Source organism: Arthrobacter sp. TMS2-4 (assembly GCF_054511075.1).
The window spans coordinates 1-15,328 of sequence record NZ_JBTNDI010000023.1; the positions used below are offsets into that span (position 1 = coordinate 1).

Annotated in this window: 17 protein-coding genes; 11 read left to right on the forward strand and 6 right to left on the reverse strand. The window is 64.4% G+C overall.

Going from position 1 to position 15,328, the window contains the following annotated elements:
- Positions 1–710: 710 nt before the first annotated feature.
- The 5 genes from ACX80F_RS16460 (at position 711) to ACX80F_RS16480 (ending at position 4,470) form a co-directional block, all read left to right on the forward strand.
- Positions 711–986: a hypothetical protein gene (locus tag ACX80F_RS16460; protein WP_459337461.1), complete on the forward strand. Its 276-nt coding sequence runs from the start codon at positions 711–713 to the stop codon at positions 984–986.
- A 265-nt stretch (positions 987–1,251) separates the two neighbouring features.
- Positions 1,252–1,824 carry a hypothetical protein gene (locus ACX80F_RS16465; protein ID WP_459337462.1) on the forward strand — a complete coding sequence of 191 codons (573 nt, stop codon included), beginning with the start codon at positions 1,252–1,254 and terminating at the stop codon, positions 1,822–1,824.
- A 729-nt stretch (positions 1,825–2,553) separates the two neighbouring features.
- Entirely contained in the window at positions 2,554–2,886 is a 333-nt protein-coding gene (locus ACX80F_RS16470; RefSeq protein ID WP_459337463.1) for a hypothetical protein, read from the forward strand.
- A 96-nt stretch (positions 2,887–2,982) separates the two neighbouring features.
- On the forward strand, positions 2,983–3,420 hold the full coding sequence (locus ACX80F_RS16475) for a DUF805 domain-containing protein (RefSeq protein ID WP_459337477.1): 438 nt from the start codon (positions 2,983–2,985) through the stop codon (positions 3,418–3,420).
- Positions 3,421–3,693: 273 nt separating this feature from the next.
- The gene (locus ACX80F_RS16480) at positions 3,694–4,470 is read left to right on the forward strand and encodes an ANTAR domain-containing protein (RefSeq protein ID WP_459337464.1); all 777 of its coding nucleotides are present in this window, start codon (positions 3,694–3,696) and stop codon (positions 4,468–4,470) included.
- Positions 4,471–4,557: 87 nt separating this feature from the next.
- Here ACX80F_RS16480 and ACX80F_RS16485 read toward each other — a convergent pair whose 3' ends face one another.
- The 3 genes from ACX80F_RS16485 to ACX80F_RS16495 all read right to left on the reverse strand — a co-directional run bounded on the left by ACX80F_RS16485 (position 4,558) and on the right by ACX80F_RS16495 (position 7,295).
- Complete coding sequence (locus ACX80F_RS16485; protein WP_459337465.1) at positions 4,558–5,322, reverse strand: GAF domain-containing protein; 765 nt, start codon at positions 5,320–5,322, stop codon at positions 4,558–4,560.
- Positions 5,323–5,631: 309 nt separating this feature from the next.
- Entirely contained in the window at positions 5,632–6,522 is an 891-nt protein-coding gene (locus ACX80F_RS16490) for a YsnF/AvaK domain-containing protein (RefSeq protein ID WP_459337466.1), read from the reverse strand.
- Positions 6,523–6,671: 149 nt separating this feature from the next.
- The gene (locus tag ACX80F_RS16495; protein ID WP_459337467.1) at positions 6,672–7,295 is read right to left on the reverse strand and encodes a hypothetical protein; all 624 of its coding nucleotides are present in this window, start codon (positions 7,293–7,295) and stop codon (positions 6,672–6,674) included.
- A gap of 698 nt (positions 7,296–7,993) precedes the next feature.
- Between ACX80F_RS16495 and ACX80F_RS16500 the strand changes: the two genes are divergently transcribed.
- The 3 genes from ACX80F_RS16500 to ACX80F_RS16510 all read left to right on the forward strand — a co-directional run bounded on the left by ACX80F_RS16500 (position 7,994) and on the right by ACX80F_RS16510 (position 11,061).
- Positions 7,994–8,926 carry a DNA/RNA non-specific endonuclease gene (locus ACX80F_RS16500; RefSeq protein WP_459337468.1) on the forward strand — a complete coding sequence of 311 codons (933 nt, stop codon included), beginning with the start codon at positions 7,994–7,996 and terminating at the stop codon, positions 8,924–8,926.
- Between the two features lie 324 nt (positions 8,927–9,250).
- A complete protein-coding gene (locus ACX80F_RS16505) occupies positions 9,251–10,006 on the forward strand; it encodes a GAF and ANTAR domain-containing protein (RefSeq protein WP_459337469.1) in 756 nt (251 codons plus the stop codon).
- Between the two features lie 368 nt (positions 10,007–10,374).
- Positions 10,375–11,061 (forward strand): ANTAR domain-containing protein, encoded by a 687-nt coding sequence (locus ACX80F_RS16510; RefSeq protein WP_459337470.1) that lies wholly within the window; start codon positions 10,375–10,377, stop codon positions 11,059–11,061.
- Between the two features lie 69 nt (positions 11,062–11,130).
- Here ACX80F_RS16510 and ACX80F_RS16515 read toward each other — a convergent pair whose 3' ends face one another.
- Entirely contained in the window at positions 11,131–11,490 is a 360-nt protein-coding gene (locus tag ACX80F_RS16515; RefSeq protein WP_459337471.1) for a hypothetical protein, read from the reverse strand.
- A 475-nt stretch (positions 11,491–11,965) separates the two neighbouring features.
- Between ACX80F_RS16515 and ACX80F_RS16520 the strand changes: the two genes are divergently transcribed.
- The 3 genes from ACX80F_RS16520 to ACX80F_RS16530 all read left to right on the forward strand — a co-directional run bounded on the left by ACX80F_RS16520 (position 11,966) and on the right by ACX80F_RS16530 (position 14,400).
- Entirely contained in the window at positions 11,966–12,406 is a 441-nt protein-coding gene (locus ACX80F_RS16520) for a hypothetical protein (RefSeq protein ID WP_459337472.1), read from the forward strand.
- Between the two features lie 227 nt (positions 12,407–12,633).
- Positions 12,634–13,128 (forward strand): GNAT family N-acetyltransferase, encoded by a 495-nt coding sequence (locus ACX80F_RS16525; RefSeq protein ID WP_459337473.1) that lies wholly within the window; start codon positions 12,634–12,636, stop codon positions 13,126–13,128.
- 318 nt (positions 13,129–13,446) lie between these two features.
- Positions 13,447–14,400 (forward strand): manganese catalase family protein, encoded by a 954-nt coding sequence (locus ACX80F_RS16530; RefSeq protein WP_459337474.1) that lies wholly within the window; start codon positions 13,447–13,449, stop codon positions 14,398–14,400.
- A 102-nt stretch (positions 14,401–14,502) separates the two neighbouring features.
- Here the strand turns inward: ACX80F_RS16530 and ACX80F_RS16535 are convergent, their stop codons facing one another.
- Positions 14,503–14,796: a hypothetical protein gene (locus ACX80F_RS16535; protein WP_459337475.1), complete on the reverse strand. Its 294-nt coding sequence runs from the start codon at positions 14,794–14,796 to the stop codon at positions 14,503–14,505.
- A 160-nt stretch (positions 14,797–14,956) separates the two neighbouring features.
- Complete coding sequence (locus ACX80F_RS16540; protein WP_459337476.1) at positions 14,957–15,214, reverse strand: recombinase family protein; 258 nt, start codon at positions 15,212–15,214, stop codon at positions 14,957–14,959.
- Positions 15,215–15,328 lie beyond the last annotated feature (114 nt).

Sequence of the window (15,328 nt, forward strand, 5' to 3'; positions counted from 1 at the left end):
AGGTCCTGAAATGGGCCACCTCCAACGACCTTTACCAAACCCACCTCACCTCCAACCAGTCCGCGATACCCTCAGAATCCCAGGTGGTGCATTGACCGGTTGAGGTCGCCAATGTTTCCGGCCAGTGCACAAAGCTCCGGAGAATCAAGGGCGGTTCCGGGCGATAAGCGTGGTGCGCCTCCTGCCCATAGGGGCACGGCACAAGCTCCCCACGCTTCGCTGCTTGTCCCGCGCCCAGATGGACAGCAGGAACCATCCTGACCATCTGCACACACCCACCACGCCGCCGACACCGGAAACCACGCCTCGAGCGAGCGGTGGATGTGCACAGCCTCCTCGTCGGCGTGGAGACATCCAGTACGAGCCGGTCCTCACGGGGATGGCAGAGCTCATCGCGGCACCCCGGGCAGCGGGGCAACGAGGCCAAGGAGGGTACGGGGGCCAAGGGGTTATGAGTCGGGTCCGGCGGAGATCGTCATGCCGGTCATCCATCTGTGGGCGGGTAGAGCCCGAAGGGTGGAGCTCAAAGCCGTCCGCCTGTGGGTGGGCTGCGGCCTTACTCCGGCACCCGGCACCCCACACCCGCCGGGCGCCCCGCACGGTCATCGGTGTGTGGAACACCGGACCTGAGTGCACAGGCCGCATGAACTGTGACCGTTCCGGTACGTGTTTCCGGCCTTCGGGTCGTTCTGTCACCGGAGAATTGGAACATGGCACTCATGGGGATCAACAGGGCACGACCATCACACTGGCTCAGGGACAATCGGGATGCTTTGCCGTCCCTCATTGCGGTCAGCGCTGTCGCCCTGTTCTGGGTGGTCGGAGCCGTCGGCGGGATCAGGTTCCTGGCCGATGCGAGTTCGCCGATGGCCATGCTGACCGGGCTCTACGTGGGCCTGGCCGCCGTGGCGGTGTCGATCATCATCGCCACGCTCGCCCTGAACGATCTTGCCCGCCGGTACGCCCGGACACGCGACCGCCGCTAGGGCTCAGCAGAACATCAGGGTATGAAGATCCGCGAGTATCGGCGTGCCGGGTCGTAGCCAAACCGCCCCGCAACCGATCCCCCGCTCGGGCCCCATCGTCCAAGGGGTAGTCCGCCGGGGGCCTCCAGCCGGGACGCGTGAAGAGTGGAGATGCGAAGCGCGGGCGAAGGGCTGTGCTTCGTCCGATGGGTCCGAGAAGATGACGTCTGTCGAGTCGGTCCATCCCGGAGTTGACAGTGACCGCTCTGCCGCGAGGATGAGACGCATGGGAGATAGCCGTGAGCAGTTCGTCGATCTCGACGCCACCGAGGACACTGCCGAGCAGAGGGTGCGCGAGGTCAGGGAGTTCCTGCGCAGCTGTGGCCTTGCCGAGCCGGATGAACGTGCCGGAGATGACCGTTGGCCTGACGCGATCGTCGACCAGGCCGGCCCGGCATGGCAGTCGGCCTGGCACCACCACTCCAGCAGCCCAAAGCCGAGCTGGTGGAAGACGATCGCCGTCGTATCTCGATCTCCCACGGACGTGTTCCACCGGATGTTCCTCGCCATGGAGAGCGCCGGACCGCCGTCGTGCCGCACGTGCGGCGAGGAGTTCGACGAAGACGCGTTCTGGAGTTCCTTCAAAGGCTGGTACGAGACCAGAAGGGAGCCGGTGCTCAGCTGCGCCTCCTGCGGTGGACATGGCCTGATAGGGGATCAGGACACGACCGGTTCAGCGGTCGTCGGTCGAGTCGCGGTCGTGACCGCGGGAACATTTCCGGAGGTCGTCACCGAGATGCTGCGAGCACTGCGCTCCGGCCTCGGCGGGCGGTGGGCACACGTCCACATGCACCTGTGACACGCAGACCTGCGGATGCGCGGGTCGATCGGCTTACGAACGTTGCTCTCGCTCACGAGTAAGCGCCCGGCTGTTTGTTCTTGCTTAGAGGTACGATCCTGCTCATGAATGCTTGCTCCGTACTGCGCTGTCTCGAACCTTCAACGAGTTCGTTCACGTCGGCACCTTATTCGGGCCACGGGGTGCCTGTTTGTTCGGGCCATAAGGACCAGTTGGAGGCTGGGACGCGGTGGATGGCCAATTCGGATACACCAGTGAGGGCCCTCCTAGCGGAAACGTATGCAGGTCCCGTCACGATACTGATGGGGCAGGATCTTCCCACTGAACCACTAGTTCAATCGCTTGGCCTGAGTCCGACCATCGGTAGTGAGTCTGGATTCTCTATCGACGTGGGACTCGAGACCTCGGAGGGTGAGCAGTCGATCTCTTTTTGGTTGACCGAGGAGCAGGGTAAGCGGCTCGGATCTTGGCTTACCGAGTAGCACCAGAACGGCCGGTGAGGGATCGCTCGGCGGGGGATACCGCGGCTTGCGTGCCGAATTCGACCCGATGCTTCACCTATCGGCCGGGTTCTGGAAGAGTGCGTTCACTAGTCATTTGGGGGAAACAACTATGGAACAACGACGTTCTCTGTGTACTGCAATAGCCACCGCCCTCACAGTCGGGTCACTCGCCGGCTGCGCTACCCCAGGGCACGCGGACACCGAAGCCCTACCGGCGTTCACCTCAATGGACGAGGCGTACGCCGCCGTGGACGAGGTGTTGGGGTGCAACGCCGAGCCGGCAGGTGAGCCGATCGTGCCGGCAGACGGAGGCGCGCTGACATCCGAACAGAAGCTGTGCGCAGAGAACGTGCAGATCGACCTGTACCCCGACGAGGACGCTCTCCAGACGGCCCTCGACATCTGGACTGGCTCGGACCAGGGTGAGGTGCACCTCGCCCGCGGCAGCAACTGGATGGTGGTCGATGTGACCGACGTGGCCACCGGCGAACCGACGACCTGGGACATCGAAGGACTCGCGGAACAACTGAACGGGGAGTACTCGGTAACGGGCAGATAAGCACGCTCGACGGTAGCAAGGGGATCACCCGTGGCGCATACCCAGGAAACCGCAATGGACGCTGCTCCCCTGCCGGGGAGTTCACCTCCACAGGCGATGGGCAGATTCGCAGGCAGGGCTTTTCAGCTCCGAGGGCGGGCAAGCCGGAGCGAGTACTGGTGGTGGATGCTCATCAATGTCCTCGTCCTAGCTACGACGCAGCTACTCGTTCCGGCACCCTTTTCGGATCGGACATCGCAACCGACCTTGTCTGTCGGTCCGTTTGGGTCTGCACTCTTCGCGAACATCGAATTAATCGACGTCTCCCCGACCGACGCGCCCAGTTCGCCCGTTGCGGCGTTATCTCTCATAATCGCCGCTCTCTGGCTGATCGGCACGATCGTCCCCGGCTTCACCGTCGCAGTCCGCCGCCTTCACGACTCGAACCTCTCGGGCCGGTGGGTTCTGCTCGCGCTGATCCCGCCCGGTCCCTTCATCCTGCTCCTGCTCGCCATCCGCCGGCCCCGGCCCGAAGGCGCACGATTCGACACCTGAGGAAGCCGATCTGAGCGCCCGCAAGCGGGATTCTGCGCAAATGCACGAGGTATTGGCCGCTGACGCAACACCTTGAAGTCAGACCTCAGGAGGATCGCCTACTGGTGGATTGCGTGAGCTCAATCCTTTGGGCCCCACTCGCGGCGTGACGGTGGAGCTCTTTGACCGCGACGCGGCACCGTATGCCGTGGCCGTACTCTTGGGGGTGGCTCCGTCTCTCTGGTGGCGGGGTCCGCACGTGTCGTTTCGGACCAGGAGAATCAGGAGGCCATCGTGCCGGATGAACGGGAGCTTGCTCGCGAAGTCGAGCAGGACACTGTGACCGCACTGTTGCAGGACCTGGTGATGGAAAGCGATGACGTCCAGGAGTTCCTGACCGGCCTGGTGACCGTGGCCTCCGAAGCTTTCTCCGGCGCGTACGGGGAAGTGTTCTGCGGGGTGACGCTGCTGCGGCCGCACTCCAATGTGTCGGTCGCCAGCAGTAGCGAGGAAGCACAGCGGATGGACGAGATTCAGCTCGGATTCGACGACGGTCCGTGCCTTCGCGCCGCCCGCGAGGGGGAAACCGTGCATGTCGCTGACTTCCTGGCGGAGACCCGTTTCCCGGAGTACCGGAAGGCCATCGCCGCGAACGGCATCCGTTCCGCGTTGGGCATCCCGATCAGACTCGATGCAGGGGCCAGTGCGGGTCTGGATTTCTACTCCACTGAAGCGCATACCTTCGACGTGAAGGGGATCTTGGTCGCCGAGGGTCTCGCGCGTGATGCCTCGCGGTCGCTGCGTCTTGCCGTGCGGATCGCGCACCTCGGCGAGGAAGCGCGGAACCGCCAGAGCGCGATGGAGTCCCGTACCGCCATCGATATGGCCGTCGGCGCGATCATGGCGCAGAACCGGTGCGGACAGGACGAAGCCATTGGCATCCTGCGGCGGGCATCGAACTCGAGGAACGTGAAGCTCAAGGACCTCTCCGAAGGCATCCTGGCCTCTCTCGGCCAGACAGGCCCGATCCGCACCCACTTCGCCGCAACCCCGTCCGGGGCCTCAGAGTAGTCCCGGCCTTAGTAACCGGAGTCGACGCAGCTGGCTGTGTCATCCGCAAGTGGCACCGGCCGGGCGTCCAGGCGGGACTGGTGATGATCAGTCGTTGATCTCGTCCTCGACGAGGCCGGCCAGTGTGCGCAGGAACTTCCCGTCCTTGGCGGTGAAGTCACGCGGTTTCTGGTCGATGACGCAGAGCGCACCGACGGTCCACCCGCGCGGGCCCCGCAGCGGGTAACCGGCGTAGAAGCGGATGAAGGGATCCCCGGTCACAAGGGGGTTAGTGCGGAATCGTTCGTCCTCCAGTGCGTCCTTGACGATCAGAGGTCCGGCGCTGCGGATCGTCGTATGACAGAACGTGATGTCCCGCGGCAGGTCCTGCGCGAGGGGTCCGAGCACCGATTTGAGGAACATGCGCCGGTCATCGAGCAGGGCGATGGTCGAGGAGCTGACCTGGAAGTAGTTTCTGGCCTGCTGCGTGTATCGGTCGAACCGGTCCTCAGGCAGGGAATCAAGCAGGTGCGTCCGCTCCACGGCGGCCAGGCGCTCATCCTCCTGCTCTCCGGCACTGAACAGGAACGCGCCGGCGGCGCCGAGCTCCCTCCGGGAGTCCCCACCCGATTGCGCCGCTGCATCGTCGGCGTCGACCGGCACCCGGATCTGCACCGGTGTCAGCTCGAGCAACTCATTCGTCGCCTCAGCCACCAGGTTCCGCTCCCCCGAGGGCAGAGACAACAGGCCGGCCAGATAGGCCTGCAGCTCGACGGCAGAAATAACACCTCCCAACCCGTAGTACCGGACCCACACATCGTCGATGCTCAGATTCGCTTCTACGAGGGCGAGGGTGGTCATCCTGATCTGCACGTGCCCGTCCATCAGAGCCTCACACCCATGCACCTCGTCATGTCACAACCCCTCCACCGAGGTGCGGCTGAGACCCGAATAATCAGCACCCTTAGTAATCGGAGTCTACCCGTCTCCCATCAGGGGTCGACGATTGAAGGACGACGTCCCTGGCTCTGCCCGGTTCAGCGAAGCCCGGGTGCATGGTCCCGCAACCCTTACCTAGTCGGCCCGGCGACTCATGGTGTTAAGGACTAATGGTGGGGTGCTGCTCTCGCAGCACCCCACCATTAGCGTGAGTCTTGTGGTTCGTGTGGTGAGCGCTGGGTTTTAGCGCTTGTTCTTGGTGCCGTCGATGTCGGTGCCGTCGGCGTCGAGGATTGCGATCTTTTCCTTGCGGACCTCTTCGGTGACGGTTTCCTGGGCGGTGACGGTTTCCTTGTCGAGGCGGACGCGCTCGACCGGAACGGCTTCCTTCTCGACCACGGGACGCTCGGCGTGGAGGACGACTTCGTGTTCCTCTTCGCTGATCGACGGGCCGGCGAGGGCGTCGCCGCGGTTGGCGTCGGTGATGGGCTCACGCTCGACGCGGACCTCTTCGTGCGTCACGGGGACCGTCTTGGTGACATTCTCGGTGACGACGTACTTCCGCAGACGGGCGCGGCCGGCTTCGCGGCGCTCGGTACCGACGTGGAGCTGCTCCTCGGAGCGGGTCATCGCGTCATCGGTGGTGGGGCCGGAGGTGTCATGGCCGACCGTGGTGTTCGAGCGGTCGCGACGCTCGTCGCCGGACTGGAACCCGGACTCGTAGCCGACAGTCCCGCTCGTGGTCCCCGAGGTGGTGTCGCTGTCGAGGAAGTCCCCGCCCGTGGTGCCGGCGGTGCCGGGGGTCTCCGTGGTGTGGCCGGAGAGGCCGTAGTGGCGGTAGAGGCGGTTCTCTTCTTCGGGGCTCAGGTCGCCGTCGGATTCGATGCGGGGTGCGTCCTTGACCTGGTCCTTGGTGTACCCAATGGTCACATCGTTGCCGTTGACGTTCGCGCCCTGCAGGGGCGCGAAGGACTCCGAGGTGCCGAACAGGCCGGTCTTGACGGTGACCCAGCTCGGGTCCTGCGTCTGGTCATCCAGGTACACCTGGCCGACGGATCCGATCTTGGCTCCGTGGGAGTCCAGGACGTGGCCGCGGCCGGAAAGGATGGTGTCGATGTCGTTCTGCGTGATCATGAGATCTCCTTCTGGAAGAAACCGGGCAGTCGTACCCGCATCCCTCCCGGTATGGGTAGGGCTGTAGCCGAGCGCCGGCCCCGTCCGGGGGCTGGCCGGGGCCGCTGGTCGTGCTGGTGTGATGCCGACGTGGGGCTGAAAGCCAGCTGTTAGTGGCTGATGCCGGCCTGGTGGTCGATGCCGGCCTGGTCGACCTTGCGGTGGAAGCGCATGCCGGCCTTGCCGCCGAGGATGGCCCCGATTAGGGGGACCAGGACGGCGATCGCCAGGGCGATGAGGCCGCTGGCGGTCAGCAGGCTGCCGTCGACGGGGATCTGCGGGGCGCCGCCGATGCTGGAGAGGACGTTGAACTGGTCGCCGGCGATGGCGGCGAGGATCGCGACGATGATCGCGATGATGATGCCCCACACCCATACGGCGACGCCCTGCTTCACACCGTCGAAGCGGGCCATGCGCCCGGCGACGTACCCGCCGCAGTAGTAGGCCAGGAACAGGATGATCGCGAGAACGATCCCACTGACGATCCCGATGGTTTCGGCGTTCTGGGTGGCCTGGTTCGCGGCGTCCGAGGCGCCGCTGGTGTTTGAGGCCCCGACGCCTGCACCGACGGCGGTGGCGAGGGCGCTGAGCAGGACGGTCAGTCCGATGGCGGTGAGCCAGCCGAAGAACGCCGAGCCCCACTTGATGCCGCCGAAGCGTTCCTTCTCCGCAGCGACGACGTCGTTCCTGCGGCTGCTGGGCGTACTCGCCCCAGAAGTATTGTTCTCTGCCATGTCAGATCTTCTTTCATCTCAGTCATCCACGTGCCGCTTCGTCGGAACCTTCTCCGAGGTGCGCCCCCGACGGAGCGTCGGGACATCAACGGTGGAAGGCCGGAACAGCGGCACAATGATCGTTCGCCCGGATCCGGGCGGTGAAAGAGCCTCTTCATAACTCCTTCGCGAAGGCATCGCCTCCACGTACACATATATCTAAGCACACTGATAGTAAGCCTGCTTGCCTTATTCGTCGGAGCGCCCTCTTGTAGGTCATCGCACCGCTGGAGCACCTACTTCCGTCCCCGGTGAAGATGCCTGCGCGCCCGCACGGTCGGTCCGTCGATCCAGTCCGCCGGCAGGGAGGATTGAGGCGAGAAGCGGGGGCAGGAGTCGGACTAATGCATCAAGCGATTCCGACTCCTGCCCGAGAGGCTTAGGGGTTGGCCGGCTTCTTGACCAACTAGTAAGCCTACTGACTAGTTGATCATGGATGGGGCGGGGCAGGTCAAGGCGGGAAGGCAGTACTGCCCAGTGCCCCCTGGCTGGAGTCGAGGTGATACGTGGGCTTCGATGTGCTGGGGCATCAGGTCGTGCGGGGCGATCTCCGGTCCGGCGACGTTTCTCTTGGTGGGAGGTGGCGCCTGATGGACAGCGGCATGGGCTCTGGTGGGCGCGTTCATCCGCTTGTCACGTGCCGCTGGTACCGTCGGCCGATGGATGCCGCCCTGCCCGAGCCTCGCATCATCGTCCCCGCCGGTATTGCCGGTACCGCCGGTACGACCGAGGACCTGTCTACCCGTGCGGGCTTCGACGAGCAGTTCCTCGGCCGCCAGGTACCGGTTCCCTTCCTGGACGATGTCGACACGATCCTGCTGCCCTACACCCACTTCTCCGTCCTGATGCGCTTGGATAAGCGCCTCGCCGCGGTCACCGCACTCGGCATCGACGGGGAGAAGCTCATGGACCTCGACCGGTCCGGCATCGAGTGGCGGTTGGATCCGAGGCTGTCGGAGGATCAGCAGACCGGGGAACGGGTCTACGCACGCAACGACATCGACCGCGGGCACCTCGTCCGCCGGGCCTCCGCCGTCTGGGGTGACACCCGGGCCGAAGCTGCCCAGGCCAACGAGGACACCTTCCACTACACCAACGCCGCCCCGCAGGCCGCGAAGTTCAATCAGGGCCTGGAGCTGTGGCTGGGCCTGGAGACGTATCTTCTGGAGAACGCCGCCGACCACGGCCGGCGTTTGATCGTCTTCACCGGACCCGTCTTCAGCGACGTCGACCCCGTGTACCGGGGTGTGGAGATTCCTCTGCGCTTCTTCAAGGTCGCGGTGTTCCTCTTCGGCGGGGCGTTGGCCGCGACGGGTTACGTCGTGGATCAGACACCGCAGCTGAAAGACCTGCCGGATGTGCCGCGCCCGGGTGCGGTGGATGACGGTGACGCTCCCCCGCTGGGCCCGTTCCGCACCTTCCAGGTGCCGATCTGGGACATCGCGGCGCTGACCGGACTGGACCTGGCACAGCTCATCGCCGTCGACAGTATGCCCATCGCCGCGGCGCTACCCACCGCCGGGATTACTTCGACGTGGCGGGAACTCACCAGCCCCGAATGCCTGGACCTCGACTTCGACCTCGACGACTAAGTCCGACGAAGTGACCCGGGTACGTCATGACCGGGCCCTTGAGCACATCCGTGTTCCCCTCACGCTCCAGCGAATGGTGGCTTGCGCGTAGCGGGTCGTCAAGGACTCAAGGTTCCTGGAGAACGATGAACCGCGCACACGTACAGACGCCGATCTCCCCATAGAAGCCTGCACGGTCAGGAAGGCTTCATCGACGGCAGATGCCGAGCCCTCATTGGTTCAGCCTCGTGTACCGGTGCGGGTTCCGGCGTCCGAGGCTGAGCAGTACAGTGAGCGCATCACCGCCTGTACTGCTCGTGACCCTACTTCTAGAAGGTGTTAAAGATGGATGAGGAACTCGGGGTGAACCGGGGGATGCCGTCCTCACACCACGAGGGCGGGGAACGGAAGCGTGATCTCGCTACAGAGCTTGCGGAGCTCACTCGGTCACTGCAGCAGGAGCCGGACTCGGACGCGATCCTGGGCGGGTTCGTCCACGCGGCCCTCGATCTGATTCCCGGGGTCGATGAGGCCTCCGTCAGTGTCGTCCTGGGACGCAAGAACATCGGATCCCGCGCCCCGTCCGGGAATCTTCCCGAGCGCATCGACGCCCTGCAGGAGGAGACCGGCGAGGGCCCATGCCTGGAAGCAGCCTACGAGCACCGGACGGTACGGGTTCCCAACATGGCGGCCGAGACGCGGTGGCCGCTCTTCGCCAAGCGCGCCACCGAGGCCGGAGCCAAAGGCATGCTCTCCATCCAGCTGTGGGTCGAAGGCGATGACCTGGGCGCCCTGAACCTCTACTCCTACGAGGCCGACGCGTTCACTGACGAGTCCGAGAACATCGGCCTGCTCGTCGCCTCCCACGCCGCCGTCGCCTTCGCCCAGGCCGAGAAGACCCAGCAACTCTACAATGCGGTCAATTCCAGAGATGTCATCGGCCAAGCCAAAGGCATCCTCATGGAACGCCACAAGATCACCGGCGAGCAGGCGTTCATCGTGCTATCCATAGCCAGTCAGCGCGCCCACATCAAGCTCTGGAACGTCGCCGACCACCTCATCAACAGCGGCGAACTCCCCGGCAAAAACACCACACGCTGAAGAACGCCTACCGGTTCCTACAGCGATAAACACATCTGATCTTGATGGCGCCTCGGGCGGCACTGCATATTCCGGGGCGCATACTGGGCTTACCCCTAACGATGTCCCCGGATCCGTCCGCGGGCCTCAGCCGGAATACACCGACGAGCCTCGCGCACGAACGTGGGAGTCCCTCCGGTCGTCAAGCAGCCGGCCATCGGAGGGAACTCAGCACGGCACCCCCTTGTTTGAGCCTGCCGCGGGCGGGCCCGTGGACGAGCGGCCGAGTCGGCGGTGATGCAGCCGCGGAGTAGCCGGGTCTTGGTAGTCTCCTGTGAGGTTCGAGTTAAGACGCTAGCCCGGATCAGAGCACGTCGAACGGCTTCCCCATGACCTCCACCCTTGATCCCTCCGCGCCCCTGTCCGGAGCCATGTCTGACGCTGTATCCAGTGTCGAGTACTTCATCGACTGCCCGACCGGCACTGTCGAGCACTACTTCGCCGACGACACCTACACCTGGTCGGACGAGCTGTACCGGATCCACGGCTACGAACGCGGCGACATCGTCCCCACCCTGGAACTGGGCATGTCCCACTTCGACCCCGCCGACCGGGACGCCGTCCGGGCGTTCTGGACCAAGGTCACAAGCGTCGGCGGACCATCCTCGGTCTACGCGTCCCTGCGCGACCTCCACGGCAGCACCCGCAAACTCCTCATCTCCGCCGACCTGATCATCGAGGACACCGAGCCTGTCGGGGCGTGGGCGCTGGTCGTAGACCTCACCCGCTCCATCCACGCCGACCGGACCCAGCTCGCCAACGAAGCCGTCGCCGCGTCCGCCCTCCGCCGATCCGTCATCGAACAGGCCAAAGGCATCCTCATGGGCCGCGCGGGCCTCACCGCGACCGAAGCATTCCAGCAGATCAGCTCCCACAGCCAGCAAGTCAACCGCAAGGTCGTCGTCATCGCCCAGGAAATCATCGACCGGGCCGTGACACTCACCCGCCAGGACCAGCTCCAGAACCAACACGCGGTCCGCGATCGGGCACTGCAGGAACTCTTCCGGGACCTGTGACCACCCCGCCTCTCGGGTGGCTCCGTCCATAACTAGAGTCGACCACAGTCGGTAAGCCGAACGCCCACATTAGTGGGCGGACGTCCGCCTGTCCTTTGGAGCCTGTGCGCGAATCGCGAGTTCCGCGCTTAGAATCCCGTACTCGTCTCGGGCACCCCAGGCCGGGAAATCAGCGTCCAGCGCGGCAAACGCTGCATCGCACAGTCGGCGCAACCGCTGGATGGACATGCCGGCACATTCAGCCGCGGTGAACTTCGGCTCCTCCACCTCCCACGCCTGCTCGAGCGCCTCGAGCATACGATCGGAGGCCATCACAGCGATCGCGGGGCTCGGGTTGGGGAGGCCACGCTGCGGCTCGGCATGTACCTCACTGGATTCCGGGGTGAGAACGGTACTGGATACAACGGGGTAGGGATTCGAGGTTTCCATGGGTGCCTAACATCGGCGCTACCCAAGGCCGCTTTCTGAACCCCGAGTCCCTCGAAGCGTAAGCTGCTCTGCCCCGACTAGGCAGCTGGCCTCGGTGTTGAAACATTGTGATGGCGGCCGTACTGGGAGCTGTGCTTAAATGCCTCTCTTCAGCTGCGAGTCTCACATCTGGCGACGGGTATGGCCGCTCACATAACCCAGCCCTTACGCCGAACTCCTTCGACGGTCCACGCAGCATCCTCATGCTGGTGGCGCAGTCACTCGGGCTGATCCTGATTACTTTGTCCACCTGCACTCCACGGACCGGCCCATCAGCGGTGGCGCAAACCGTATCTGTCCAGTGTGCGGGTGCCGGCGGCCGCCCGCTCTCGACCCGCCATCCTCGTGGAACCACCCGGCTCATGATTCATGGCGCACGCCGGTAGGGGCGAAAGACCCCCGCAGCACCCCCGCAGGTTAGGGAAAGATGAGTTCCATGATGCCCGTCTTGGACCTCCGTGTTGTCTCTGCGCTGGCGGTCGATCTCAACTCACCAGAGGACGCCCTGGGGTTCCTCGACCGCTTCCAGGCAGGCCTACCGCAGCGCGTCCACACCATCCATGAGGCCTTCGCCGCGATGGATCCCGAACAGACAGCCGCCGCCATGACCAGCCTGCACACTCACGCGCTGAGCGTCGGCGCCCTGCAACTCCATGCAATCACCGTGCACGCTCAGGCCACAGTCGATGGTGACCTCCTCCGGACAGGCAGCGCACCGACCATCACCAGCAACCGCCGCTTCTTACGAGATCTCACCACGGAAGCATCTCTGTTCACGCAGGCGTATCTCGCCCTGCGCTCGAACCCGACACTTCTGGACCCCCCGCGAACTAACCCGCCCTCGAAGATACCCTCCTCGGAGTCGGGACCCGACTAACGCCAATCATCACCCGAAGCCGTTCCTCGCAAGGTCCCGGCTACCGATGGACTCACCGATGGACTAAGGGAGTGGCCTTAACCCATGTCCACGAACCGAGGTCAAGGCCAGTACCCGATTCCCGGACCAGACAAGTGAGTGTGACAACCTCGTTCAGGACAATCAGGAATCCGGCGCCTCACTCATCCATCCGCTCATCCTGCGTGTGCGGTGGATAGTCTTGCTGCGTGCAGATCGTTCCGTTCACCGCAGGACATCGCGAACCGCTCCTCGCTCTCTCACTGCGTGCGTGGGCACCCGTCTTCCCGCTACTCGAACCGGCTGTGCCGGCGTTCGTCTACAAGGCCTTCTATCCCGAGGGGTGGCGCAAGCGGCAATTCGAGGATTTGAGCACCACGCTGGACGCCGAGCCGGAGAACGTGGACGTCGCGCTGATCGACGGTCGCCCTGCCGGCTGGGTCTGCACCCGCCTTCACCCCGAGGACACTATGGGTGAGGTGTACGTCCTCGCCGTCGACCCACCGCACCAAGGAAAAGGGGTGGGAGCCGCGCTCATGCAGTATTCCATCGCACGAGCCAGATCAAACGGCATGAGCATGATGATGGTCGAGACGGGCGATGACCCCGGCCACGCGCCTGCACGCCGTGTGTACGAGGGAGCCGGTTTCGAGCGGTGGCCTGTCGCGCGCTACTTCAAGGACATCACCCCAGAGGCTGAGTGACACCCGGCTTACCCTGCCCGGTGGGGCCGGTCCGATAGACAGTGTGTGGGCCCGGCGATGGTGCTTTTGACAGCGAGGTGCGGGGCTTCCTCTCCGATATCACCACCGCCATCCACGACGACTCGCATCAGGCGCTAATATCCCCATCGCTCAGAACTGAGAGCCCCCAGCTACTGATCAACGACGAGCACCCGTGCTCGTTCTCGTGTAAAGCGCAAGGCGATGGGCTGCCTGGTCCCTGCCCTTGTGCTGTCAGGGTGGCCCGTGAAGGGTGAAACGCAGGGCGGTCTTTCGTCCGTCCTTCTACTAGGAGGCCCTATGTTCTTCCACGTCCAGCAGCTCATCAACGAAATCATTCCCGACGAGCCGGACCCGGCAGCGGCGAACGCCCTGCAGGAGGGACTCGGCGGCCAGTTCGGCGAGATGCGCACCATGATGCAGTACCTGTTCCAGAGCATGAACTTCCGCGGCGCGGCGGCCAAACCCTACCGCGACCTGATCCAGGGCATCGGCACCGAGGAGATCAGCCATGTGGAGCTGATCGGCACCACCATCGCCCGGCTCCTCGACGGCTCACCCCGCTACCAGGGCAAGATGGACGACCCGCTGGACACCCCCGGCGCCGGCGGTTCAATCCCCCTCAACCTCGCTCTGTCCGAGGGCAACATCCACCACTACCTCGTGGGAGCACAGGGCGCCATGCCGGTGGATTCGGCCGGCAATCCGTGGAGCGGCAGCTATGTCTACAACTCCGGCAACCTGCCACTGGACCTGCTGTACAACCTGATGCTCGAAGCCACCGGCCGTCTGCAGAAGTGCCGCATGTACGAGATGACGGACAACAAGACGGCGCGTTCCACGATTTCCTACCTGATCGTCCGCGACCAGGCGCACGAGAACGGCTACGCCAAGGCCCTCGAAACCCTCGGGGTGAACTGGAAGTCGCTTCTTCCCATCCCGAAGACCAATGCCGAGCAGTTCCCCGAGGTCAAGAAACTCCTCGACCTCGGATTGCAGAGCAAGCAGTACACCTTCGATCTCAAGGGCCAGTCGGAGGCCGGCAAGATCTACCAGGGGCTGTCCCCGTCGAAGGACGGCACCACCCTCGACGCCAGCGAGCAGGCCCCCGAGGGCGTGCCGTCGGAGATCGCCCCCGAGCGTTTGGAGGAGTTCGCGCCCGGACTGGACCCCGAGCTGCTCGCGCTGATCCAGGCCACCGCCGACCTCGAGATGGCAGATATCGACGCCACCTTCGGCCCGATGGGCAAGTAACACCCCCACCCGGAACATACGGAAGGGGCACCCACGCATGTCACGGGGGTGCCCCTTCTGCGCTTCATCCCGACAGCCAAAAAAGAGGGTTGACGGCCTCAGTTAGCTTGCGTCTTGGATGATCAGCGGTGGCGTCGCCGTGGCTGGCGCCTGGACCCCTGCTGAGTTGAGGGCGTCCACTGCCTCCAGGGTTGGTTCCTCGGCACCATGAACGAGGTCGAGGACTTCCTCCGGGTCAAGGTCCGCGACCTCGGCAATCACCTCCGGGGGTGTGCCGTGCTCCAACGCAACGACCACCGCTTCCTTCAAATTCAGGTCCGCGTGATCGAGTTCAAACGCCGCTGCTTCCTTATCCGCCGCGGCAACAGCAATTCTACGCAGATCATCTACGGACATGACCCTGAACCTCTTCTACTCGTGACCTGATAACAGCAGACCGGACTGAAGCCGCCCCGCGGAGTCCTGTGTCGCTGACTGCACTCCTATATTTACCGCAATCACCGCCGCACGCGACAACGACTGGGTGAACACTCAGCACCGACCGTGACGCACGGAGTCAAGGATGCTCATTGACTCCCAAGCTGAGATACCGGTACACCGTCGCCCGGCTGGCCCCGATGATCTTCCCGATATCCGTTGGCCCCAGCCCCTGCGCCCTCAACTCGTGAGCACGCCTAACCTTCGCGTGCTCGGCGGTGACCTCCCGCCGGCCTGCCCTCCTCCCGTGCTCGGCGGCTACGGCCATACCTGCCCTGGTGCGCTCGGCCAGCTGGTCCCGCTCGAGCTGCGCGAACGCCGACATCACCGTCAGCATCGCCTGTGACTTTTCGCCAAGATGGCGGGGTTCTGATCAGGTGATTGGCGGGGTGGAAAGTCAACGCAGCGTCTGGCTGATCCTGCTAGTGGATCCTCCTACGGGGTATCGCTC